We start from the raw sequence: 23,899 nt of genomic DNA, 5'->3' as shown, positions 1-23,899 counted from the left end.
TCCGCCTGCCGAAGATTGCCGACATGACTACGCTTCGAGAGGTGGAACTGGCGGTTTTGGGGCCTCTCCAGGTCCGGCAGCATGGCTCGCCGGTCACGATCCCGGGCGCCAAACCCCGCGCCGTTCTCACCATGCTGGGGCTGCACGGCGGCTCCCTCGTGTCGGCGGACACGCTCGTCGAGCTGCTCTGGGGCGAGGACCCGCCGCGCACCGCCGCCAAGGCGCTGCAGACCCACATCTCCGCGCTGCGCCGCGCCCTGGGCGACGGCTTCGTCTTGACCCACGGCGCCGGCTGGACCCTGGCCGAGACCGACGTCGACGCCTCGCGTTACAAAGCGGCCGCCCGGCTGGCACGCGACGCCGCCGCCGCCGGCGACACCAGTCAGGCCGTGGCCCGGTTCGAGGAGGCGCTTGCCCTGTGGCGCGGAACCCCCGAATTGCCCGACGGGCGGCGCGGCACATCCGAGAAGACGCGGTGGATCGAGGGTCACGCCGCGCTCGTCGAGGACCGGGCCGACGCGCTGCTCGCGACCGGCCGCGCCGCGGAGATCATCGGCGAGCTCGAGGCCGCCGTGGCCGAGGCGCCGCTGCGCGAACGGCGTTGGGGCCAGCTGATGCTCGCCCTCTACCGCGCCGGCCGGCAGGGCGAGGCGCTTGCGGCCTATCAGCGGGCGCGGGCGCAGCTGGTCGGCGAACTGGGCGTCGACCCCGGGCCGGAGCTGCGCCGGCTGGAGGCCGCGATCGTCGCGCAGGACTCCTCGCTGGATATCGCCGCGGCACAACAACTTCCGTCGGTAACACGCGCGGTGACCTTTCTGCTCACCGACATTGAGGAATCGACCGCGGCCTGGGAGGCGGACGCCGACGCCATGGCGGTGGCGCTCGCACGCCACGACGAGCTTGTCGAACAGGTCGTCACGTCGCGCGGTGGGCGGCTGATCAAAACGCGCGGCGAGGGCGACGCGACGTTCTCGGTGTTCGAGCGGCCGTCCGCGGCGGCCGCGGCCGCCATCGAACTACAAGACGCGATCGGCCACGAGCCCTGGGAGTTGGCCGAGCCCATGCGAATTCGCGTGGCGCTGCACACCGGCGAGGTCGAGCTGCGCGACGGCGACTACTTCGGCCGCGCGGTCAACCGGGCCGCGCGGCTGCGGTCGCTGGCCGAGGGCGGCCAGATCCTGTGCTCCGGCGCGACCGCCGAGCTCGTCATCGACTCGCTGCCCGACGACGTCACGCTCGCCGACCTCGGAATGCGCCAGCTGCGCAACCTGCCCCGACCGGAGCACGTCTTCGAGCTTCGTCTGGAAACCGGCTTGGATGGCCCCCCGCCGCAGGCCGGCGACGCACCGATGGAGCGCCCGAGCCTGCCCGCGGTGCTGCTCGGCCCGGGGCCGTTCGTCGGACGCGGCCGCGAGCTCGAAGGGCTGATGACGGCGTGGCAGGCCGCGCTCGCCGGCGGCATGCAGGCCATGCTGATCGCCGGTGAACCGGGCGTCGGCAAGACACGCCTGGCCGGCGAATGGTCGCGGCGGGCCTACGAGCAAGGCGCGGTCGTGCTGTACGGCCGCTGCGACGAGGATCTCGGTGCCCCGTATCAACCGTTCGCCGAGGCTTTGCGTTCGCTGGTGCCCTGCGTCGGGCCGGACCGGCTGCGGGGGCTGCGCGGCGTCGAAGCCCTGCTCCCCCTCGTTCCCGCGCTGACCGATGTGCTGCCCGATGTGGCGGCGCCGACGCGCGCGGACCCCGACACCGAGCGCTACGCACTGTTCGACGCCGTCGTCGCGCTGTTGGGCATCGCCTCGGCCAGCGCACCGGTCGTCCTGGTGCTCGACGACCTGCACTGGGCGGCCAAGCCCACGCTGCTGTTGTTGCGGCATCTGTTGCGGTTCGGCGAGCACGCCCGCGTGCAGATCGTCGGCACGTACCGCAGCACCGACCTCGACCGCTCGCATCCCCTGGCCGCGATGCTCGCCGACCTGCACCGTGACGGCACCGCAAATCGCCTGCAGCTCAGCGGCCTTGAGGAGGACGACGTGACCGCCTACGTCGCCGAGGCCGGCTACGACGACGAGGAGCTGGCCCGCGCGCTCGCGTCGGTCACCGGAGGCAACCCGTTCTTTCTGATCGAGGCCTTGCGTCACGTCGACGAGAGCGGCGGCCGGTGGGATCCGAGCACGTTGCCGCAGGGCGTGCGGGAAGCCGTGAGCCGCCGGCTGTCTCGGCTTACGACGGAGACCAACAAGGCCCTGGCCGCCGCCGCGGTCGTCGGCAGCCGGTTCGCGTTGGAGCTCGTCGAGCGGGTGGTCGATCAGGACCTCGTCGACGCGTTCGACGAGGCGTGCAAGGCCGGCCTCGTCATCGAAGAGTCCGGCGGGCGCTACCGGTTCAACCACGCCATCGTCCGACAGTCGCTGCTCGCCGAGCTGCCGTCGGTGCGCCGCATGCGCCTGCACCAGCGCATCGCCGCAACACTGGAAAGTGAGCCCGGCGCCGACGACGAGTTGCTCGCCGAGCTGGCGTATCACTACTTCGAATGCGCATGGGCGGGCAACGCCGCCAAGGCCGTCGAGTATTGCCGGCGCGCCGCGGACCAGGCGATGGCCCGCCTTGCCTACGAGGGCGCCGCCGACCTTTACGACCGAGCCCTGCACGCGCTGGAAGAGATCGACGACGAGCTTCCCGATCGCGGCGACCAAGTCGCCGAGCTGCTGATCGCGCGCTGCGAGGCGCTGCTGGCCGCGGGCGACGTGGCGACGGCGGCGGGCGCGGTCTCCCAGTTGCAGCAAGCGACGGTTGATTCGGCGCGGCTGGCGGCGTGGGCGACGTGCTTTGACGGCCAGCTGTCGATGCTGATTCATCCCGAGCGACTGGACGAAATCGAGACCGCGGTGGCGGAGGCCGCCGGGAAACTGGCCCAAATCGACGATGCCGCTGGGGAAGCCAAGGCGCACACCGTTCGTGCGGGGTGCCTCGCCCGGCTCGGGCGCATCGGCGACTGCGAGATCGCGCTGGACGATGCGTTGACGGCGGCGCGGCGCGCGCGTGAACATCGCCGGGTCAACGCGGTGTTGGCGAACGCGCCGCTCGCCGCGCTGTGGGGACCCAACCCGGTTCCGCGCGCCGGCGGGCGGTGCCTCGACGTGGTGCGGCTGCTGCGGATCACGACCGACTCCCCGGCGGTCGAGGCGACGTCGACGCGATGCCAGGCCGTGTTGGAGGCCTTCCGCGGCCGCGCCGAGGCGGCGCGACGGATGATCGACTCGGCGCGGCGCATGGTGACCGAGCTCGGCCTTCGCCATTCCGTTCTCGAGGTCGAGCAGTTTGCCGGCATCGTCGAGCTGGTCGTGGCCGATCCCGCCGCGGCCGAGCCGCATCTGCGCAAGGCGTACAACGGCTTTCGCCGCATGGGGCTCGACGCCGACACCGCGGAGACCGCCGCGCTGTTGGGCCGCGCGTGTCTCGCGCTCGGCCGTGACGCCGAGGCCGACGAATTGTGTTCGCAGAGCGAGGGGCTCGCCGGCCATGCGTTGAAGCCGTCGATCGCCTGGCGCACGCTTCGGGCGCAGCTGCTTTCTCGTCGCGGTGACCACGATGAGGCTCGGCGCGTGGCACAGGACGCTGTCAGCCTGGCCGAGCGTACGGACGCATTGGTCGACCACGGCGACGCGTGCCTGACACTGGCGACGGTGTTGAGCGCCGCCGGCGACCGCGCCGGGGCGCACACGGCGGCCGAGCGTGCGACGGACTTGTACGAACGGAAAGGCGCTGTGGCGCTTGCGGAGAGGGCGCACGGCGTTCTTGGCGAACGCCCTGCGCCACCAGCTCCTTCCGAAGTGCCGAACGTCGAACCGGCCAACACTTGCGTGCGTGCGGTTCGCCGGCTCGATGAGGCCGCCGCCCGCAATGTCCGGGAGGAGCTGGAGCGGGTGCTCGCCCCCAGCATCTCGGTCGAGAGCCACCGGAAGATAGTCGGCCTCTCCCGGATCGACTTCTCGCCGAGCGAGTGGATGAGCGAGGCGACGCGCTTTCCTGAGATTGGCATAGTGCGGTGTCGTCGGACACTTGTCGCCGCGCGAGGCGAACGCCTGGCTCTTGTCCGCACGGTGCTAAGCACAGCAGACGAGAGCCCTGGGGCGCCGGCGGACGAGCTGCTTCACCTATTTAGCCTTGACGCGTACGGACGAATCGCGCTGCAGGTGTCGTTCGACGTTGACGACATGGACACCGCGCTGGCCGAACTCGATGCCGCGTACGCCCGGTTCGAGAAGTCACATGGTGGGGCGCTGGAAACGCCGAGCATCGAGCCGGACAACGCATGCGTGCGCACGGTTCGCGCGCTCGATGCCGCCTACGATCGCGAAGCCTGGGACGAGATCGCGCAGCACGTTGCAGCCGTCGTGTCTTGTAACAGCCACCGGAAGATAGTCGGCTTCAACCTTGGTGATCTTCCCTATAGCGAATGGGAATGCCAGGCAAGACAATATCGCGAAACGTTGGCGGCGGTGCGCTACCGCCACGTGGTTCTTGCCGTCCGTGGCGAGCGCCTGGCTCTCACCCGGCTAGAAGTCGGTACCACCGACGTCAGCGCAGGAGCGCCGCGGGACGAGTTGCTTCAGCTATATGGCGTCGACCAGGAGGGTCGACTCTGTCTGCAGGTGTGGTTCGACGTCGACGACATGGAAGCCGCGCTGGCCGAGCTCGACGCAACGCACGCGCGGATCGAGCAGCTGCACGCCCGAGCGCCCTTGGCGAACACCGCGAGCCAGGTATACAAGCACCTCCACGCGTATTTTGCGGCTCGCAACTGGGACGCGATAACAGCGCTTCTCGCCGACGACTACTACGGCGACGATCGTCGTTCGGTGGTAGGCGCGGGAATCCGACTCGGCCCGGGTGCTGCGATCGAAGACTATCGGTCGGCCGCCGACATCGAGGTCACAGAGGCGTGGTCAGATGTCATCGCCGTGCGTGGAGCGCGCCTGGCCCTCACTCGTTCCCATTACGCGCGAAGTGGCCAGGAACCAGACGGCTTCCGCGTCGATTTCCTTCAGATCGTCGAGATTGACACCGAGGATCGGATCGCGGCAATGGTCGCCTTCGACCTGGACGACTTCGACGCCGCCATGGCCGAACTCGACGCGAGATACCTCGCCGGCGAAGCGGTAGCCCACGCACACACCTGGTCGGTTCTGTTAGGTGCCTTCGCCGCGTTCAACAGGCACGAGCTCCCCTCGACGACGCCCGACTGGGTGAATATCGACCACCGCCGAGCGAGGGCGTTCTCGCCCGGTGACTTGATTCAATACATCGGCGCCACGTGGGAAGTCGCGCCGCAAGCGAGCATCTATGTCGAATCGGTGCATCGGCTGAGCGACCTCGGCGCGGTCGTCACCCAGTCGACGCGCGGGACGTCGCCGGATGGCTTCGACGCCGAGTGGCTAGAGGTCACGCTGCTGGGGGTCGAGGGCGACCTGATGAGTCGTTGCGAAGTCTTCGACGTGGAAGACATCGGCGTCGCGATCGCGAAGTTCGAACAGCTCAGCCGGCCGGCAGCGCGGCTGGATAACGCGGCCCGCCGATCGTTCGAGCGCATGCAGGCGTGCTTTACCGCCCGCGACTGGGACGCCTTGGCGGACACGCTTGTTGACGACTTCCACAACGAAGATCGCCGTCGAGTGGTGAATGCGGGCGTCCTACGGGGCCGAGATGCCGCGGTCGACACGATGCGGTCGGCGGCCGATCTGGGGATTACGCACGCGACGTCAAGCGTCATCGCCACCCGCGGGGAGCGGCTCGTCCTTGCCCGTGCCCGCTTTTCGCAGGGTGACGAGCGAACCGACACATTCCACGCCGAAGCCCTCCAGATAGCCGAGATCGGCGACGACGAGCGGCTCGCGGCAATCATCATGTTCGACCCCGATGACGTCGACGGTGCACTCGCGGACCTCGAGGCGCGATACCTCGCCGGTGAAGCGGCCGCCTATTCACACTCATGGTCGGTCGTATCGAGGGCATACGCTGCAACGAACAAGCAACACCTGCTATTAACGCCCGACTGTGTGAGCATCGATCACCGGCGAGCGAGAGCGTTCGCGCCCGGTGAGTTAACGGAATACATGCACGCCACGTGGCACATCGCGCCAAACGTCAGGGGCTACATCGAGACTGTTCATCGGCTGGGCGACATCGGCGCCGTCGTCACTCACGTGGTGCGTGGAAGCTCGCACGACGGCTTCGATGCCGAATGGCGGGAAGTCATCCTGGCCACATTTGACGGCGACCTGATCAACCGCGGCGAGATATTCGACGAGACGGACATTGACGCCGCGATCACAAAGTTCGAACAACTGAGCAGGCCGGCACCACGGCTGGAAAACACCGCGAGCCATGTGTACGGCCTCGTGACGTCATACTTCACGGCCCGGGACTGGGATGCGATGGCAACCGTCTTGGCGGAGAACATGCTTAACGACGACCGTCGCCACACGGTGAATTCCGGCATCCGGCGCGGCCGGGATGTCGAAATCGCCAACGGTCAAGCCTTTGTGGAAATCGGCGGCGAGGAACTTGCGTCCACCGTTATCGCGACTCGCGGCGGGCGCCTGGCGCTATGTCGTTCGTCAATCCTCGGGCACGGCCGGCAAAATGAGGAATTTCGTGTCGACTTTCTCAGCGTGGTCGAGGTCGATGCCAATGACCGGTTGGCAACCCATCTCGCCTTCGACCTGGACGATTTCGACGCGGCCGTTGCGGAGCTCGATGCGCGCTACCTCGCCGGCGAAGCGTCGGACCGCTCGCACGTGTGGTCGACCGTCGCGGACAGCTACGCCGCGCTCAACCGGCGGGAGCCGCCGCTGACCACTCAAGACTGTGTGAACATCGACCATCGGCGGGAGACCGCGTTCGGACCGGGCGACATAGCCGAATACAAGCGCACCGGTTTGGAACTCGACGAAGGCACCACGGTCTATGTCGAGAAACTGCATGAGCTGAGCACCTACGGAGCAGTCGTCACGTACGCCGCACACGAAACGTCGCAAGACGGCTTCGATGCCGAGTGGCGCGGGACCGCGGTTTTCACTGTCGAGGGCGACATGATCACCCGCACTGAGGTGTTCGACGAAGCACACCTCGACGCCGCCCTTTCCCGCTTCGAAGAACTTCGACCACAGGCGCGGAGACTGGACAATGCGGCAAATCAAGTCGACGGTGACCTAATCAGTCGCTGCGAGATATTCGACGAGGCAGACCTCGACGCCGCCGTCGCCCACTTCGACGAACTACACCGAGAAGCGTGGCGACTGGAAAACGCGGCAAGCCAGGCACACTCGCGCATCCGGGCGCGCATTGCCGCGCGTGACTGGAACGCGGTGGGCGAGCTCCTCGCCGACGACGTGGCACTCGACGATCGCCGGCGAACCGTGAACTCCGGGGTTCAACGCGGTCGAGGCGCCGTCGTCGCTTACCTGCGGGGCGCCATCGACGTGGGCCTCACGGATATCTCGTTCACCGTCATGGCGACCCGGGGTGATCGTCTCGAGCTCGGCCGTACGTGCGTTTCGGGACAAGATCAGCCCGAGGCGTTCCGCATGGAATTTTTCAGCGTCATCGAGATCAATGGCGACAACCGGATCGTGGCGCGCGTCGCGTTCGACGTTGACGACATCGACTCCGCCTTCGCCGAACTCGACGCCCGCTACCTCGCCGGTGAGGCCCAACCCCACGCACACACCTGGTCGGTCATCACTGGAGTGTGCGCCGCGCTCAACCGGCGCGAGCTATTCGCGACGACACCGGACTTCGCCGATATCGACCGCCGTCGGCTCGTCATGATCGAACCCGGCGGCATGAAGGACTATCTTCGTGCCACGTTCCAGGCCACGTCCCGCGTCGGCATCCGCATCAAGGCCGTGCATCGCCTGACCGACTTCGGGGCGGTCCTCACCCACCGGTCGCAGGCCACCTCGCGAGAGGGCCTCGATGCCGAATGGCAGGACGTCGACGTTCTGACGATCAGGGGCGACATGGTCAGCCGCTGGGAGCTGTTCGACGAGACGGACCTTGCCGCCGCGATCGCCCGGTTCGACGAACTGCACCCTCCGGCACGGCGGCTCGTGAACGCGGCCAGCCGGATAGTTGACCGGCACTACGCGTACTTCCGGACTCGCGACTGGGCGGCGATCAACGAAGTCCTGGCCGCCGACACCTTCGTCGACGACCGTCGCCGCCTGACGAGCTCCGGGTTTTGGGGCGGTCACGATGCCGTGCTGGCCAACCTGCGAGCCCTGGCCGAGGCCGCACCGGTATCGTGGGCCGTCGTCGCGACCCGTGGTGAGCGCCTTGCCCTCACTCGCATCTGTTCCCCCAACCGCGACGAGGGGCAAGGGGACTTCAGCAGCGACATGCTCATCCTCGCCGAGATCGACACCGACGAGCGCATCGCGGCGCAGCTCGCGTTCGATCTCGACGACATCGACTCAGCCTTCGCCGAACTCGACGCCCGCTACCTCGCCGGTGAAGCGGCGGCTCAGTCGCACGTCTGGTCGGGGATAGCGCGCGCCCAAGCGGGGTTCATTCACCACGAACTCCCGGCGACGACGCCGAATCCCGTTTTCATCGACCATCGACGGCTCGTCACGACTGAGGCGGTCGACCTGGCGGCATACCTTCGCACGGTGTGGGATCTCATTCCGGATGCCGGCGTCTACATCGAGGCGGTCCATCGCCTCTCCGAACTCGGAGCCGTCGTCACCCAGGCACTGAAGGGGACGTCGCACGAGGGCTTTGACGCGGAGTGGCGGATGATCAACATCTACACCGTCGACGGTGAGCTGATCAGCCGCTGCGAAACCTACGATGAAGCGGACCTCGACGCCGCGCTCGCCCACTTCGACGAACTGCACCCACAGGCGCGGCGGTTGGACAACGCGGCGAGCCGGGTGATTGAGCGGGTCTCCACGTACTTCGCGGCCCGCGACTGGACTGCCCTGGCTGAGCTAGTGGCGGAGGACATTTGCTCCGAGGATCGTCGCCCAGTGGTGAATGCCGGCATTCGTCGGGGCCGAAACGCCGAAATCGCCGATATGCGGGCGATCGCCGACGTTGGCGTCAAACACATGATCGCGCCCGTGATAGCAACTCGCGGCGAGCATCTGGCCCTCTGCCGTTTCCTCCTCTTGGTCGAAGGCCCCGACTCGTTCACCAATGAGGCCCTCGGGGTGGTAGAGATCGATGCCGACAACCGGGTCACTGCGCGCCTCCTGTTCGACCCTGACGATCCCGATGCCGCTTTCGAGGAACTCGATGCGCGATATCTCGCCGGCGAAGCGGCGGCCCACGCGGATACATGGTCGGTCGTCGCGCGGGCGTACTCCGCGCTCAACCGGCGCGAGGCACTTCTGACGACGTCGGACTGGGTCAACATCGACCATCGGGTTGGCGTGTCGTTTGGCTCCGGTGAACTACCTGCGTTACTCGACTCGTGGCTCCTGGCACCCGACACGTACAGCTCCGTCGAGGTTGTGCATCGCCTGAACGACTTTGGAGCAGTAATCGCTTCCGTGTCGCATGAAACGTCGCAAGATGCCGTGGACGCCGAGTGGCGGGTGATCAACATTCTCACGGTCGAAGACAACTTGATCAGCCGCTTGGAAGTATTCGACGCGGAAGACCTTGACGTAGCGCTCGCGCGGTTCGACGAGCTGAACTGACCGGTAGGTTCAAAACGCGCGTCAGCTCAGGCGACTGATCCCCGGATAGTCGTCGAAGCCGCGATCGAAGCTCATCAGGCGGGTGATGTCATGACGCGCCATCACGGCGAGGTGCAGAGCGTCCCTCGCAGATACGCTTTGGTATCGCAACACAATGTCCTTGGAGTGCTCGACGCCGATACGCGTGATCGGTAGGACATCGTCCACGACAGCAAGGATTGCATCGAATGCCGGCTGAATCGCTTCGCGCCTGTTGATAGCGCCGTTGCGATGGCAGATTACTTGGAGCACCTCAGCATCGGTGACCAAACGCTCGCCAGCAGACACGGCTGATTCCAAGAGGCGTTGAGCTTTTTGCCCTCAGCCCTCGGCAGCCGATTCGGTGGTGACCAGTTCGGTGAGGCCGCTGATCCTGAGGATGGGCATCAAGAGCGGATGCGCGAGAAGCCGAATGTGGTCGGCGTGGCTGAACAGGGAGTTGATGGCGGCGCTGTCCAGATACTCCACGGCGCCGAGGTCGACGGTGAGCCGTTCGCCGCTGTCACCGGACTCGGTGATGGCGGCGGTGAGCGCTTGGTTGAACGCATCGATGTTGCTGAGATCGATTTCCCCCGAGGCGATCAGCTTCAGTCTCCCGTCGCCGTCTCGGGCGGTGTCGAGGGTGAGCAACGTGGTCATCAGGTGATCCTCGCGGACAGATGAACGGTGGTTCCGGTGGCGTCGGGCTGAATGTCGACGTCGTGCATCAGCTCTCGCATGAGCGTGATGCCGCGGCCGCGACCCGGGTAGGTGGGCGGTTGTGGCGTCTTCCACGAGCCGGTGTCAGTGATCGTCAACTGCACCTCGTCGACAAGGACGGTCGCGCCCAGAGTCACTGTGCCGCCGGGTCTATGGCGGTGGCCGTGCTCGATGGCGTTGGCGACGGCTTCGCCGGCCGCGATGAGTACGTCCATTGTCTGATCAGGATGCAGCCGGGCGCGGGTCAACCAGGTGCGCAAGGCGGCGCGGGTCGGGGCGAGCTGGTTGACGTCGGCGGGGAAAGTCAGCTCCAACGGGGCGGGATGGCGGTAGAGCAACAGGACGACGTCGTCCTGGTAGCCGCCGTCCGGTGCGAGGCGGGACATGATCTCGCTCGCCAGATCATCGAGCCCGGCGGCGCGGCCGTCCTGCGCGACGTCGACGACGCGGGAAATGCCGTCGCTCAACGCAACACGACGACGTTCGACCAAGCCGTCGGTGTAGAGCAACAGGGTCGCGCGCGCGGGAATGGTCACATGAGCTTCGGGGCGCGACCAGTCGGGTCGCACTCCCAACGCAATCGTGTGGCCCCCGTCGAGCATCTCGGAGGTGCCGTCCGGGTGGACCAGGATGGGCGGCGGGTGCCCGGCGCTCGAGTACACCAGTTCGCCGGTCTCGGGGTTGAGCACGGCGCAGACGGCGGTCGTGCATTGCGCGCCGGGCAGCCGCGCGGCGAAGCGGTCCAGCCGGGAAAGTACGGCGGCGGGGTTCGGATAGTCGAACAGCAGGGCGCGCCAGGCGCTGCGCACCTGCCCCATCACGGTGGCCGCGTCGAGGCCATGCCCGACGCAGTCGCCGACGATCAAGGCGATGCGCCCGTCCTCCAGGTCGACGATGTCGTACCAGTCGCCGCCCACCTGTAGCGGCCGGGTGGCGGCCTGATAGCGCACCGCGAACCCGCTCGGCAACTGAGCGGGGCCAAGGATGGCGTGTTGCAGCGCCAGGGCGGTCTCGCGCTGCTGGTCGACCTGGTGCACCCGCTGCAGACCCTGGCCGAGGCGACCGGCCAGCACGGTCAGCAAGGTCTGGTCCTCGAGGGTGAACGCCCGCTGCTCGGCCAGATCGATCCAGACGACGAGCACGCCCTCGGGATGCCGCAGCGCGATCCCCGCGCTGCCGGGCTGTGACGTGTCGGGGGTGAGGAGGTCGCCGTCGCGCAACGAACCGAGCATCAGTCGTGTCTCCGAAGGCAGGTCGGCCCACTGCACGGGCTCGCCCACCGACACGACTTGCGGTGCGCCAAAGGCGTTTTCGGCGGCGGCACCGTGGGCCGGGAAGGTGACCGCCAGCACGCGGCGCGCCCGCCATAGCCGCCGCAGTTCTTCGGCCGCGGCGTTCACCGCGTCGTCGACGTTGTCGGCCTCGGCGAGTTCCTGGTTGAGCGCGTGTTCGCGACCGGCCGCCAGCGCCAAGGCGATGGCGGCGTGGCGGGCGAAGTCGCTGACCAGATCGAGGTAGTCGTGACCGAACGGCGGCCGCTGCGGGTCGCGGGCCACCGCGATCACACCGAGCACCGCGCCGTCGGCGATCAGCGGCATGACGACCGCCGAACGCTCACCGACATCGGTGAACCCCTCGATCGGGTACTGGAAGGAGTCCGTGATCAACGGCAGGCCGCGACGGGCGACGCCGCCGGTGGTCGAGCCGTCCATCGGCACCTGCCGACCGATCACCTCCTGGGAGTAGCGGCCCGCGGTCACGGCCACGACGAGCGTGTCGGCTTCCTCGGCCGGCGAGTCGGGCTCCCAGGGCACCAGCAAAATCGCCTGTTCGGCGTCCGCCAGCTCCAGCGCCCGGTTCACGATCAGCTGCAACGGCCCGGTCTGGGGGTCGCCGGACAGCAGCGCGGTCGTGATCTCGCGGCTGGCCTTCGTCCATTTCGCCGACTCGCGTTCGCGCTCGAAGAGCCGCGCGTTGTCGATGGCCGCGGCCGCGGCCGTGGCCATCGCCCGCACGGCCGCTTCCTGGGAGTCGGAGAACGCTCGGCCGGGCCGGTCGTCGATCAGGTACAGGCTGCCGAACTCGGTGCCCCGCACCATGATGGGGATGCCGAGGAGTGCCCGCAGCGCAGGCTCGTGGGCGTGCAGGTCGCCGGCCCGCGGATCGGCGCTCAGGTCGTCGATGCGGACACCGTCGCCCAGCGGCAGCTCGCCGAGGTGCCGCGCGGTCTCGTCGCCGATTCCCGCGCGGATGAAGGAGACCAGGCTGCCGTCGGCCGCGCGGATGCCCAGGGCGCCGTAGGGGGCATCGGACAGTTCCATCGCCGCCTTGACGACCCGATGCAACGTCACGTCGAGGTTGAGGTCCGAACCGATCTCGACGATGACCCGGACCAGTTGTTCCATCTGGTCATGAGCCGCCGCCAGCTGTTCGTTGTCCCGGCTCACGGGTTCGCACCGGTCCTGCCCGTCGAGTCCTCCCCGTGGCTGTCCATAGCTACAAACCTATAGGTCGGTTGGGTGCCCATGTCGGCGCATCGTCGAGGACGAAGACGGACCTCTTTAGATGCACACGCATGCTCGCCTCTCAGCGACAGCCCGATGTCGGATCGATCATCGCGTCGATGTGGTGCCCCGCCGCCGTCGCGGGCGGGCACCGAGCACGTCTTCGTTGGCCAGCGTTTGGGCCTGGGCGGCCAGCGTCGACGCCCCGTTGGCGTGGGCGATGGCCTCGCGCTCGTTGCTCGCTTGCTTGCCGTGCGCCGCCGCCAAATGCCGTTTCGCCTCGTCGAGGCGGGCCTTGGCTTCGACGCCGACGCTGTCGTTATGCCTGGCGACGTAGTCGGAGATTTGGCGCAATCTGGCCTCCGCGGTGGCCAGCGCCTGGCCCAGCTGGGGACCGTCGACGGTCATCTGCCCCCCACGGCCGGCCCGCCGCGCGGCGCGCCGGCGGCGGTACGCGCGATAGAGCATGACCAGCAGCACGAGGACGACCACCGCGACGATGACGCCGATCGCGAGCGGCAGCCAGCTCCGCTTCGACTCTGCCGCCGGCTTGTCCAGCCCGTCGGCCGCGGCGATCGCCGCGCGGCTCCAGTCCTTGGCGGCGACCGCCGGGTCGATTTGTCTGCTGCGCAAGCTGTTCTGCTCGTCGGTGGTGAGGCTTTGCGGCGGCGGGGCTAACGCGTAGCGCTTGGTGTTGGTGGCCACGGCGAGCAGCGCGTCGTGGTCGCCCATCGCGCTGGCATCTCGGGTCCGGCTGGCCCAGTTGTCGGGTTGGAACTTGGAGAAGTTGTCGACGTAGACCACCCACAGTTGGATGTGGCGGTCGCGGTAGAGCCGGTCGATGGCGGAGCTGATCGCGGCTCGATCCGAACCCGTCAACACCCCGGCGCTGTCGGTGAGGTGATCCGTGAGCTTGGGCGGCGGTTGCGCGGCGGCGGGGGTTGCCAACAGCAAGCCCGCCGTGAGGGCCGTCAGGAGTGCACCGAACAGGCGAACGACGCGCATAGGGGTAATCTAGCCGTCGTTTCCGTGGCCGGGCAGGCTTCGAACGCGCGGCCGATGCGCGAAAACCGCACGCGCCCAGGCGAGGCATGAATACGCTTCATGCGCAGCTGATCGTCTGACGCGGAGGAACCGGCGTGTCACTTCTTGTCGTGGCTCCCGAGTCGTTGGCCTCGGCGGCAGCGGATGTGGAAAGCATCGGCTCGGCGCTGACTGCGGCGCATCTTGCGGCCGCCGCGCCGACCACGGGGGTCGCGGCGGCAGCCGCCGACGAGGTATCGGAGGCGGTGGCGGCGTTATTTGCCCAATACGGCCAGGAGTATGGGGCGCTGGGCGCGCGGGCAAGCGCGTTCCAACAACAGTTCCTGCAGGCTCTCAACTCGGCGGCCGGTTCGTACGTGAATGCCGAAGAAGCGGCGGTCGTGCTGCTGCAGCCGGTGGAGCAGAACCTGCTCGCGGCGGTCAACCCGACCGTCGGGACCGGCGCCTTGGACGCCGCGATCAACGACGTCAATCTGCTCATCCAGCGCGAGCTGGGCATCTACAACTTCCGGGACTGGCGCGGATGGGTCGCCTTCCTGCTGGATTACACGTGGGGCTTCCCCGGCACGGCGCTGGGCTACGGCGTGCAACTCGTCAACGCCTTCTATCCGAATGCCAACTACGACGCCGCCCTCAGCGCGCTGGTGGGTTCCCACGTGTACCGCGGCGGCATCGGGCTGCCGGGCTTTACCACCACGATGGGCAACGTCACCACTAATCTCGGGACCGGGCCCGGCGCCGACGACATCATGATCAACCACGAAGAAGTGCACGTCTGGCAGAACAGGATCTTCGGACCTCTCTTTCAGACCAGCTACATCGGGTGGATGGCCGGCGGCTTTTTGGTCGGGACGGGTTACTGGTTGTCCCACCCGAACCAGGACTGGTTCAGCCTGGTCGAGACGGCGGCGTACTACGACAACCCCTGGGAGGTCTGGGCTTACGCCAACGACAACAACTGGCCGCCGCCGGGCGCGAACCCGGCGCTGCTCTGGCCGGCGTGGACCGACCCGGTGCTGCTCTGGCCGGCCCGTGCCGACCCGCTCGCGCCGTTTCTGTACGGGTAACGGGCATTTGACGCGCTGACCGCCGTCGATTTCAGCGCAATGCTAATTTCCTCCGGTGATGTTCTCAGCTGCTGGCGCGGTCGCGCGGTGGATCGCCCCCTTGCTCACGATCGCGACCTTCGCCGGCATGGCTTTCATTGGCGACCCGACGCACGTCGGTCGCGGCCCGGCGGTGCGCTTGGCCAGTGACGCCAACCCGTTGGCCGGCGCGCCGTTCTACGTCAATCCCACCTCCGCGGCGATGCGGGCCGCGCAGGGCGCCGATCCGCCCAGCCCCGAGCTGACCGCCATCGCCAACACACCGCAGGCGTACTGGATCGTCCCGGGCGGTTCGGCCGGAACGGTAGGCAAGTACGTCGGCGACGCGAATGCCGCCGGCGCCATCCCAGTGCTGTCGATCTATGGAATCCCCCACCGTGACTGCGGCAGCTTCGCCGCGGGCGGCATGGGGTCTGGTGCCGATTACCGGAGCTGGATCGACGGCATCGCCGACGGGATCGGTGCCTCGCGGGTGGCGGTCGTCGTCGAACCCGATGCGCTCGCGATGGCCGACTGCCTGTCGGGCGATCAGCGCCAGGAACGCTACGACTTGATTCGCTACGCCGTCGACACGCTGACCCGGGACCCGAACGCGGCCGTCTACGTCGATGCCGGTCACTTGCGGTGGCACAGCGCCGACGACATGGCCGCTCGCCTCAATCAGGCCGGTGTCGGCCACGCGCGGGGCTTCAGCCTCAACACCGCGAACTTCTTCACCACCGAGGACGAAATCGGTTACGGCGAGGCGATTTCGGGGTTGACGAACGGTTCGCACTATGTGATCGACACGTCACGCAACGGCGCCGGGCCCGCGCCCGACTCCGAGCTCAACTGGTGCAACCCGAGCGGCCGGGCGCTGGGCACTCTGCCCACCGTCGCGACCGCGGGCGCGCACGCCGATGCCTACCTGTGGATCAAGCGTCCCGGGGAATCCGACGGAACATGCGGCAAAGGCGATCCGGCGGCGGGCACATTCGTCAATCAGTACGCGATCGATTTGGCGCGCAAAGCGGGCCATTAGGGGTTCGCCAGATATATCCAAAACCCCACGCCGACTACGCCATTCGTCAATCCGAAATCGACGAACCGTCGACCGGAAATCTGCCGGCGCGCCAACAACACCAGGGCTATCAGACAAGCCCAGGTCTTGAGGGCCGCTCCGAAGTAGAGAAAAGGGTGTACGTATGCGGTGTGCCAATACAGGTAGAGGTACAGGCAGGCGAATGCCGCAGCCACCCCTGCGGTAAACCACTTGAACAAGGCCCACTCGCCGTTTGTGGGACGGCCTTCAAAGAGTAAAAAGGCCGCGGCGCCAGCCAGATTCAGCGCCGCCCCGACGAGCAGTGTCCAACTCATGGCACCCGGGTATGTCTGGTGGCGACGTATCCGAGAGCGCAGGCAAGAACCGCGAACTTGACCCGAGCCGCGGCCTGCGCGCGACGCGAATGGGCCCCACCGTGTGCATCTTTGAGGACCCTGAGCAGCGAAACCCCCTCTACCGCGTCAGCGGCGACGGCGACGATCACCATCGCGGGCAGGACAGCGGGGTCGCCGCGGCGTCGACGTACCCGGTCGACGAGGAGTGCCGTGAGCGTGCCGTAGGTTGCCATGTAGCCGAAATCGAGCCACAGCGATAGCCGGGCGGCGCGCTGGCCTTCGCTGCCCCAGCGGGCCATGATGTCCTCGGCCCGAGATGCGCTGCCCGCCAGCTCAAACGGAATGATCCCCGGACCGCCGGTCCGGCGCATGCGACGTTCCAGCGCGAGCATGACCGCCGTGTAGCCGACGAAGGCGATGCTCGCTACCGTGAGTCGCTCGTCCCGTGGGCGATCGCTCGTCATGCCCGACTCCTTCCTGGACGCCTCAAGATCTCAATGTTCCGCTTGTCCGATGCGGGTCGACGCGGTCGACCGCTCGGCGCGTGAGATCCTGCGCGACCGCCTGGGCAAGCGCCGCGTGCACCTGGGCGGCCGCGATCAAATTGCGTTGCGCCGCACTAGATGCGGACGCGTCCGCGCCGAGAGCGCTCCCCAGGAGCCGCAATGCCTCGTTGCGGTGCTGCTCGACCCGGGCGTCAGTCTCGGCCATGCGGCACCTCGCCGTCGTTGCTGGTGATAAATGCGGTCAACAGCTCCAAGGTACGGCCGGGTTCCTCGAGGAGTGGGCTGTGTCCGACACCGGGTAGCAGCTCGACGGTGACGTCGGGCACGTCCGCGTATTCGGTGGTCGACGACGATCGCCAGCGCCGGTCCTCGACCCCGAATATCACCAACACCGGTAGTCCCAACTCACGCAGCCGCTCGGGCAGGCTGCGCTGCGCCAGGTAACGCATGGTTTCTTTCGGTGTGCTGGTGAAGGCGCGATGGTTCATCGCCCGGACGTCGTCGAGGATCCGCGCGGGAAGGTCGACGTCGCGGCTGAACGCCGAACGGAGGGCTTTGCGGATGGTGGATTTTGTCCGCAGTGCCCACATCAGTCGCCCGATCAGCGGGAGCGACACCAACGCACCGAGTCCGCCCGGGCGGAGAAACGCACCGACGCTGGGCCCGGTGTCGATGAGCACCAACGCGCGCACCAGGTCGCGTCGCTGCTCGGCGAGCGACGCCGCCACCAACCCGCCGGTGGAATGACCCACGACGATGGCCTGATCCAAGCCCAAATCGACCAGAACGCGGGCGAGCAGCCGTCCCTGCGCTGTTATGGCGTAGCCGTCGGCGGGCTTGTCGGATCGACCGTGCCCGAGCAAGTCGACACAGATGACCCGATGATCGGAAGCCAGGCCCGGGACCAGGAGATCCCACCAACTCGTCGAGCCCGCATAGCCGTGGATGAGCAGCACCGTGGGGCCGCTCGACGAGTCATGGTCGACGACATGGATGTTGTGGCCATCAACGCTCAGCATGCGATCCCGCCCGAGGCCGATCGCGTCCTCGGCGAATGAGTCCTTCAACGCTTCTCCTCGCTCACGACTGGCGTTCGCGAGGTGAAAGTTCCGCGCGCTCCCGACGACGCCAAGCTTGACGCAGCAGCGCCGGTGCGGCTTGTACAGATCCGTCGAGTTTGCGATGACGGGGCCGGCGGGACGCTTAACTAGCTCATCAAGGGACAGGGCTGAAGCGCGGCGGGCGGGCCCGAACCCGACCAACGGATTAGCAATGGACGGCTACCGGGCAGGAGCTAGTCCCCTGCGTCAACATGTTTGCCACGCGCCTGTTGACGCTAGACCTGAGCGCCAGCTATCCGAGTAGTCCGTTTCTGGTGAAAATTCCGTCCGAGTGCCCCGCGCCCGACTCCGACCTCAACTGGTGCAACCCCAGCGGCCGGGCGCTGGGCACTCAGCCGACCACGGCCACCGCGGGCATCTCCGACACCGACGATTCATCACCAACCGCCGCCAACGCGGTCCGATGCATCTGGCCGGCGCGCTCAATCTGGCCGAACATCTTCCACGCCCATTTGTATAAATCCGAACACCTGATCGCTGACTAGCGTTAGCGTAGGAGCATCGGGCAAGTCACATTGGCGCATCCTCTTGGGAGAAGAGGTGGATCATGGGCAAGCTGTCCGCGGTATTGATAACCGTTGCCATCGCTGTGCTAGGACTAGCAATAGCACCGACGGCGCGGGCAGACGATGCCGACTTCATCCAGTTCCTCACCGAGCACGGGATGGGCTGTGGCGAAGGCTCATTCAAATGCCAGAGCGCCGACGATCTGATAGCAATTGGCCATGCTGTTTGCCATGATATCGACGTCAACGGCCAGACCCCTGTCCAGGCAGCCGATAAGGTTGTCGACGTTGGCGACGGCTGGATTAACCGGGCGCAGGCCGTAGATTTGGTAGCCGCTTCCATCGTCAACTACTGCCCATGGGACAAAAGCCTAGCTTCGACCGGCGGAGACACTGAAACTTAGCCCTTCTGTTTACTGCGTGTTCGATCACCTAGGTCTGCTGCGATTCCGATAGTCGCGAGGTGTATTCACCTGCTGGCCAAATACACCCCCATCCCGGATGTCCACATTTGGAGGACCAGGTGGGCGAGCACAGCGGGTGGAGGCTGACCTGGCGTTATAGCCACTGTTGGGGGCGGCTGACTGTAGGATGCCGCGCATGCCGCTGGCTAACGGTCAGACATTCGCCGGATACAGAATCGTGCGTCTGTTGGGCTCCGGTGGGATGGGCGAGGTATACCTGGCGCAGCACCCCAACCTGCCACGCAAGAAGAATGCGCTCAAGGTGCTGGCACCGGACCTCTCCGCCAACGCGGAATACCGCGCCCGCTTCAACCTCGAAGCTGACCTGGCTTCCGAGCTCTACCACCCGCATATCGTTGGCGTTCACGACCGGGGCGAAGATGACGACCAGTTGTGGATCTCGATGGACTACGTTGACGGTCTCGATGTGGCGCGCCTGCTCGCCGACAAATTCCCGAGCGGCATGCCCCCACAACAAGTTGTAAAGATCGTCACCGCCGTGGCGAGTGCACTGGACTATGCACACGGTCACGGCCTAGTGCACCGCGACGTCAAACCGGCCAACATCATGATCACTACCGACGAACAGCAAATCCTACTAACTGACTTCGGGATCGCTCGCAGCCTTAAGGAAACCCTCTCGCTCACCGCCCGAGGTTTCGTCGTGGCAACAGTCCCGTACGCGGCACCTGAGCAGCTAACAGGCCAAAAGACCGACGGCCGTGCCGACCAATACGCGCTGGCCAAAACCGCCTACCATCTGCTGACCGGCTCACAACTATTCCCACATTCGATCGCTGAAAAACCAGTTGGACACACCGCTTTCGATGCGATTCTGAAAGCTGCGCTGGCCGAGAAGCCCGAAGACCGCTTCTCGACTTGCAAGGAGTTCGCTCAAGCTCTGGCGTTGGCGCAACGCGGGGCGTGGGCCGTCAGCCACAGCGGGACACTCCACCCAATCGGCGACACCGGCAGCGGGCCGCACCAAGCCAACGACCGCGCCATCCGACCGGAGACATCCCCGCCCCCAGCTGGACCTCCCAATGACGACTTGGTATCTGTCCCAAGAGAAGTGAGTGACCCCAATGGTTCGCGGTCACGCTGGCTGATAACGGTTGGTGCTATCGTGGCGCTGCTGTTCCTCGCCGCTGCTGGGTTCGTAGTGCGGCCGTGGCAACCGGACGACCAGTCGGCAAAAGGACCCACCAGTACAACTACATCCGTGATGCCACCAATCACCTTTGATGCCATGCGCAACTTTGTCACTGCGTACTACAGCGACCTTCCGGCACGCCCCGATGGTGCATGGGCAAAGCTCGATGACCATTGCAAGCAGCAGACCGGATTCGCCGAGTTCACCAACTTCTGGGCGACGATCCAATCAGTGACGGTCATTTCAGTCAGTCCACGAGACGACACGAGCGTCGTTGCCCGGCTCACGTACGTCCGGCACAACGGTACGTCCGACACCGAGGACCGCTGGCTGAAGATGGCATTGGTGAATAGCACAATGCTGCTCGACGAATCTGGACGGGTAGGGGCGGCATCCACTTCAGAATCGCCCCAACAGCACGGGTACCCGGCTTCGTCAGTCGACCGCCTCGTACCCACCCCTACGGAGGTCGTACGCGTCGTAGGTGGGACCTCTCTGCAAATCAAGGCATCGACTGATCAACTGTCCGACAACTCCAGCCTCGTGACGCCGTCGACGTGCGTCGGCGTCATCTTCGGCAACGAACGTGATGTGTACGCGGATTCAGGCTTCGCTGCGGTCCGCGATCAAATACTGGAGCCAGAAGCATACCCGTACAATTCAACCGCACCGACACACGTGGAACAGACCGTCGTCGTGTTTCCCACGTCGGAACAGGCCCACGCAATGCTCACAGCGTCTCAACGCCAGTGGCAATCATGTGCACGCGGCCTGGTGTCCTACAGGGTGCCGAATACGAACAATGAAGTCGGATGGACCTACAACTTCGGCGGCGTTCGGCTCCGCGATAACGTTCTAACCGTCTCGATGGCAGGCATTAACAGGGAGAGCGGCAACAGCGCTTGTCAACAAGCGCTCGGTGTTCGAGGCAACGTAGTCGTGGGTGTACGGAGTTGCGTTGACCCTCCTGGGATTCCGGTAAGTGCGACCGTTGCCGACCCTGGCCTTGCAGGCCAAGCGGCCGAACGGCTAGCAACCGACATCCTCAGCCGAGTCAAGCTCTAGCATCTCAGTGCAGACGGACTAATACGCCACCGCTTTGGCTCGCACAGCGGCCACTACGGGCGCAACCGCTTCGCCAGATACGGCGCCGTCCGACTGTGTTTCGCGCGTGCCACCTTCTTCGGCGGGCCCGCCGCAACGACCCGGCCGCCGTCGCTGCCGGCTCCGGGTCCCAGGTCGATCACCCAGTCTGCCCCGGCGACCATCCGCATGTCGTGTTCGGCCACCACGACGGTGTTTCCCGCGTCGACCAGCCGGTGCAGTTGACGATCGAGCAGATCCACATCGGCGGGGTGCAGCCCGGTGGTCGGCTCGTCGAGGACGTAGAGGGTATGCCCTCGCCGGGGTCTCTGCAGTTCGGTGGCGAGCTTGATCCGCTGCGCCTCGCCGCCCGACAGCTCGGTCGCGGGCTGCCCGAGACGCAGATACCCCAGTCCGACCTCTTGCAGCGTGGTCAGGCTGCGCGCGGCGGTGGCGACGTCGGCGAAAAACTCCGCGGCCTCGTCGACGGTCATCGCGAGCACGTCGGCGATCGTATGGTCGCGGTAGCGCACCTCGAGTGTTTCGTCGGAGTAACGCGCTCCTTGACACGCCGGGCAGGTCGCGTATGTGCCTGGCAGGAACAACAATTCGACCGAGACGAACCCCTCCCCCTGACACGTGGGGCAGCGACCTTCGGACACGTTGAAGGAGAATCTGCCCGCCGTCCAGCCGCGGCGACGCGCCTTTGGGGTCGCCGCGAATTCGCGGCGCACGGCGTCGAACAAGCCGGTGTAGGTCGCCAGCGTCGAGCGCGGCGTGCGTCCGATCGGGCGCTGGTCGACCGATACCAGCCGGTTGATCTCCTCGGTCCCCTCCGCTGTCACCCCGATACTTGCATCGTGATCGAGATCGGCGATCCCACTGTCGGTTTCGTCGTCGTCGGCTTCGGCCGGCTCGGCTGCTCGTCCGGTGCCCAGATGGCTGTGCACGACATCGCCGAGGACCTTGACGACGAGCGTCGACTTGCCTGAACCGGACACTCCGGTGACCGCGGTGTACACCCCGAGTGGCAGGTCCACGTCGAGGTCTCTCAGATTGTGGAAGCAGATCCCGCGCAGCCGCAGCCACCCGGACTGGGCGCGAGGTTGACGAGGCGGCGGCGTGACCCCGTCGAATAGGTACTTACGAGTGACCGACTCCTCGGCGTCGGCCAGGCCCGGCACCGGCCCGCTGTAGAGCACGTCCCCGCCAAGCTCCCCCGCCCCGGGTCCCACGTCGACGATCCAGTCGGCACGGCGTACCACGTCCATGTCGTGTTCGACCACAAATAACGAATTGCCCGCGCGGCGCAGGCGATCGAGCACCTCGAGGAGCGGTTCGGCGTCGGCGGGGTGCAGTCCGGCCGACGGCTCGTCAAGCACATAGAGCACGCCGAACAAGCCGGCGCGCAGTTGAGTGGCGAGGCGCAGCCGCTGCAGTTCGCCGGGTGACACCGTCGGGGTGCGGCGGCTGAGGGTGAGATAGCCGAGGCCGAGATCGATGAGTACCTGCAGGCGCGCGACGAGGTCGGCGGCGATCATGGTCGCGACTTCGGTCAGCTCACCGGATTGCGTTGACTCGTACGCGGCGGCGGCATCGGTCCGAGCAGCCGTCGGGCGCAACGTGTCAGCGAGGTCGGCCAACGGCATCGCCGTGTAGTCGGCGATGGTGCGTCCGGCGAATGTCACCTTCAGCGCCTCCGGCCGCAGCCCGGAACCGTCGCATACTGGGCACTCGACGCTGTCGACGAACTGCAGTACGCGGCGACGCATCATCGCGCTATGAGAGTTGGCCAACGTGTGGCGGACGTGGCGTTCGGCGCTGGAGAACGTGCCGTTGTAGTAATAGTCGGCCTGCACGGGGTGCTGACTGGGATCGATTTCGACTGTCGGTTGCTCATCGGTGAAAAGAATCCAATTGCGTTGACGCTTGGGCAGTTTCCGCCATGGCTTGTCGATGTCGTACCCCAGCGTGACGAGGATGTCGCGCAGATTTTGGCCCTGCCACGCACCCGGCCATGCGGCGACGGCGCCTTCGCGGATGGTCAGCGAGGGGTCGGGTACCAGGGTCTCTTCGGTGACCCGGTGGATTCGTCCCAGCCCGTGGCATTCAGGGCACGCCCCGACCGCGGTGTTCGGCGAGAACGCATCGGAGTCCAGTCGTTCAGTGGCCCCGCGCGGGTAGGTCCCGGCGCGGGAGAACAGCATCCTCAGCAGGTTCGACAGGGTGGTGACGGTGCCGACCGTTGACCGCGACGTCGCCGATCCCCGGCGCTGTTGCAGTGCGACGGCAGGCGGTAGCCCGGTGATGTCATCGACCTTTGGGGCGCCGGTGGGCAACAGCAGGCGACGGGCGTACGGAGCGACCGATTCGAAGTAGCGGCGCTGGGCCTCGGCATAGATGGTCCCGAAGGCCAACGACGATTTGCCGGATCCGGAGATTCCGGTGAACGCGACGAGTGCGTCACGCGGCGCGACGACGTCGACGCCCCGCAGATTGTGGACCCGCGCCCCGTGAACGCGCACGCAAGGGTCGATTTCGTCCGTGCTTCGGTTGGGCATTTTCGTCATCGTGCTCAGACGGGTAC

Annotated in this window: 12 protein-coding genes and 3 pseudogenes; 6 read left to right on the top strand and 9 right to left on the bottom strand. The window is 66.5% G+C overall.

What is annotated here, in order from left to right; translation table 11 throughout:
- The first annotated feature begins 41 nt into the window (after positions 1–41).
- Positions 42–9,710 carry an ATP-binding protein gene (locus AC5Y4Z_RS16505; RefSeq protein WP_499965546.1) on the top strand — a complete coding sequence of 3,223 codons (9,669 nt, stop codon included), beginning with the start codon at positions 42–44 and terminating at the stop codon, positions 9,708–9,710.
- A 21-nt stretch (positions 9,711–9,731) separates the two neighbouring features.
- Here the strand turns inward: AC5Y4Z_RS16505 and AC5Y4Z_RS16500 are convergent.
- The 4 genes and pseudogenes from AC5Y4Z_RS16500 to AC5Y4Z_RS16485 form a co-directional block, all read right to left on the bottom strand.
- Positions 9,732–10,061: pseudogene (locus AC5Y4Z_RS16500) on the bottom strand (type II toxin-antitoxin system VapC family toxin); the annotation flags it as partial.
- A gap of 9 nt (positions 10,062–10,070) precedes the next feature.
- Positions 10,071–10,388: an STAS domain-containing protein gene (locus tag AC5Y4Z_RS16495; protein WP_499965545.1), complete on the bottom strand. Its 318-nt coding sequence runs from the start codon at positions 10,386–10,388 to the stop codon at positions 10,071–10,073.
- A complete protein-coding gene (locus tag AC5Y4Z_RS16490) occupies positions 10,388–12,853 on the bottom strand; it encodes a SpoIIE family protein phosphatase (protein ID WP_499965927.1) in 2,466 nt (821 codons plus the stop codon). Before AC5Y4Z_RS16490 ends, AC5Y4Z_RS16495 begins: the two co-directional genes overlap by 1 nt.
- A gap of 207 nt (positions 12,854–13,060) precedes the next feature.
- Entirely contained in the window at positions 13,061–13,957 is an 897-nt protein-coding gene (locus tag AC5Y4Z_RS16485; RefSeq protein ID WP_499965544.1) for a TPM domain-containing protein, read from the bottom strand.
- Between the two features lie 134 nt (positions 13,958–14,091).
- On the opposite strand from AC5Y4Z_RS16485, the pseudogene AC5Y4Z_RS16480 reads away from it, so the two are divergent.
- Positions 14,092–14,442, top strand: a pseudogene (locus AC5Y4Z_RS16480) (PE family protein); the annotation flags it as partial.
- A gap of 676 nt (positions 14,443–15,118) precedes the next feature.
- Positions 15,119–16,123, top strand: a complete 1,005-nt coding sequence (locus AC5Y4Z_RS16475) for a glycoside hydrolase family 6 protein (RefSeq protein ID WP_499965543.1) — start codon at positions 15,119–15,121, stop codon at positions 16,121–16,123.
- Here the strand turns inward: AC5Y4Z_RS16475 and AC5Y4Z_RS16470 are convergent.
- Genes AC5Y4Z_RS16470 through AC5Y4Z_RS16455 form a run of 4 tightly spaced genes read right to left on the bottom strand, consistent with a single transcriptional unit; the run spans position 16,120 to position 18,052 of the window.
- Positions 16,120–16,458, bottom strand: coding sequence for a hypothetical protein (locus tag AC5Y4Z_RS16470; RefSeq protein WP_499965542.1), 339 nt, complete (start codon positions 16,456–16,458; stop codon positions 16,120–16,122). The two genes, AC5Y4Z_RS16475 and AC5Y4Z_RS16470, sit on opposite strands and share 4 nt — an antisense overlap.
- The gene (locus AC5Y4Z_RS16465) at positions 16,455–16,943 is read right to left on the bottom strand and encodes a hypothetical protein (RefSeq protein WP_499965541.1); all 489 of its coding nucleotides are present in this window, start codon (positions 16,941–16,943) and stop codon (positions 16,455–16,457) included. The genes AC5Y4Z_RS16470 and AC5Y4Z_RS16465 overlap by 4 nt, the downstream gene beginning before the upstream one ends.
- 22 nt (positions 16,944–16,965) lie before the next feature.
- Positions 16,966–17,190, bottom strand: a complete 225-nt coding sequence (locus tag AC5Y4Z_RS16460) for a hypothetical protein (protein WP_499965540.1) — start codon at positions 17,188–17,190, stop codon at positions 16,966–16,968.
- Positions 17,177–18,052, bottom strand: a complete 876-nt coding sequence (locus tag AC5Y4Z_RS16455; RefSeq protein ID WP_499965539.1) for an alpha/beta fold hydrolase — start codon at positions 18,050–18,052, stop codon at positions 17,177–17,179. Before AC5Y4Z_RS16455 ends, AC5Y4Z_RS16460 begins: the two co-directional genes overlap by 14 nt.
- 329 nt (positions 18,053–18,381) lie before the next feature.
- Between AC5Y4Z_RS16455 and AC5Y4Z_RS16450 the strand changes: the two are divergent.
- The 3 genes and pseudogenes from AC5Y4Z_RS16450 to AC5Y4Z_RS16440 form a co-directional block, all read left to right on the top strand.
- Positions 18,382–18,462 (top strand): annotated as a pseudogene (locus AC5Y4Z_RS16450) (hypothetical protein); the annotation flags it as partial.
- Between the two features lie 191 nt (positions 18,463–18,653).
- On the top strand, positions 18,654–19,016 hold the full coding sequence (locus AC5Y4Z_RS16445; protein ID WP_499965538.1) for a DUF732 domain-containing protein: 363 nt from the start codon (positions 18,654–18,656) through the stop codon (positions 19,014–19,016).
- Positions 19,017–19,212: 196 nt separating this feature from the next.
- Complete coding sequence (locus AC5Y4Z_RS16440; protein WP_499965537.1) at positions 19,213–21,294, top strand: serine/threonine-protein kinase PknH/PknJ; 2,082 nt, start codon at positions 19,213–19,215, stop codon at positions 21,292–21,294.
- A 53-nt stretch (positions 21,295–21,347) separates the two neighbouring features.
- Here AC5Y4Z_RS16440 and AC5Y4Z_RS16435 read toward each other — a convergent pair whose 3' ends face one another.
- Complete coding sequence (locus tag AC5Y4Z_RS16435) at positions 21,348–23,882, bottom strand: excinuclease ABC subunit UvrA (RefSeq protein ID WP_499965536.1); 2,535 nt, start codon at positions 23,880–23,882, stop codon at positions 21,348–21,350.
- Positions 23,883–23,899: the final 17 nt, after the last annotated feature.

Source organism: Mycobacterium sp. NGS63 (genome assembly GCF_059812295.1).
This window is presented reverse-complemented; position numbering and strand designations above follow the sequence as displayed.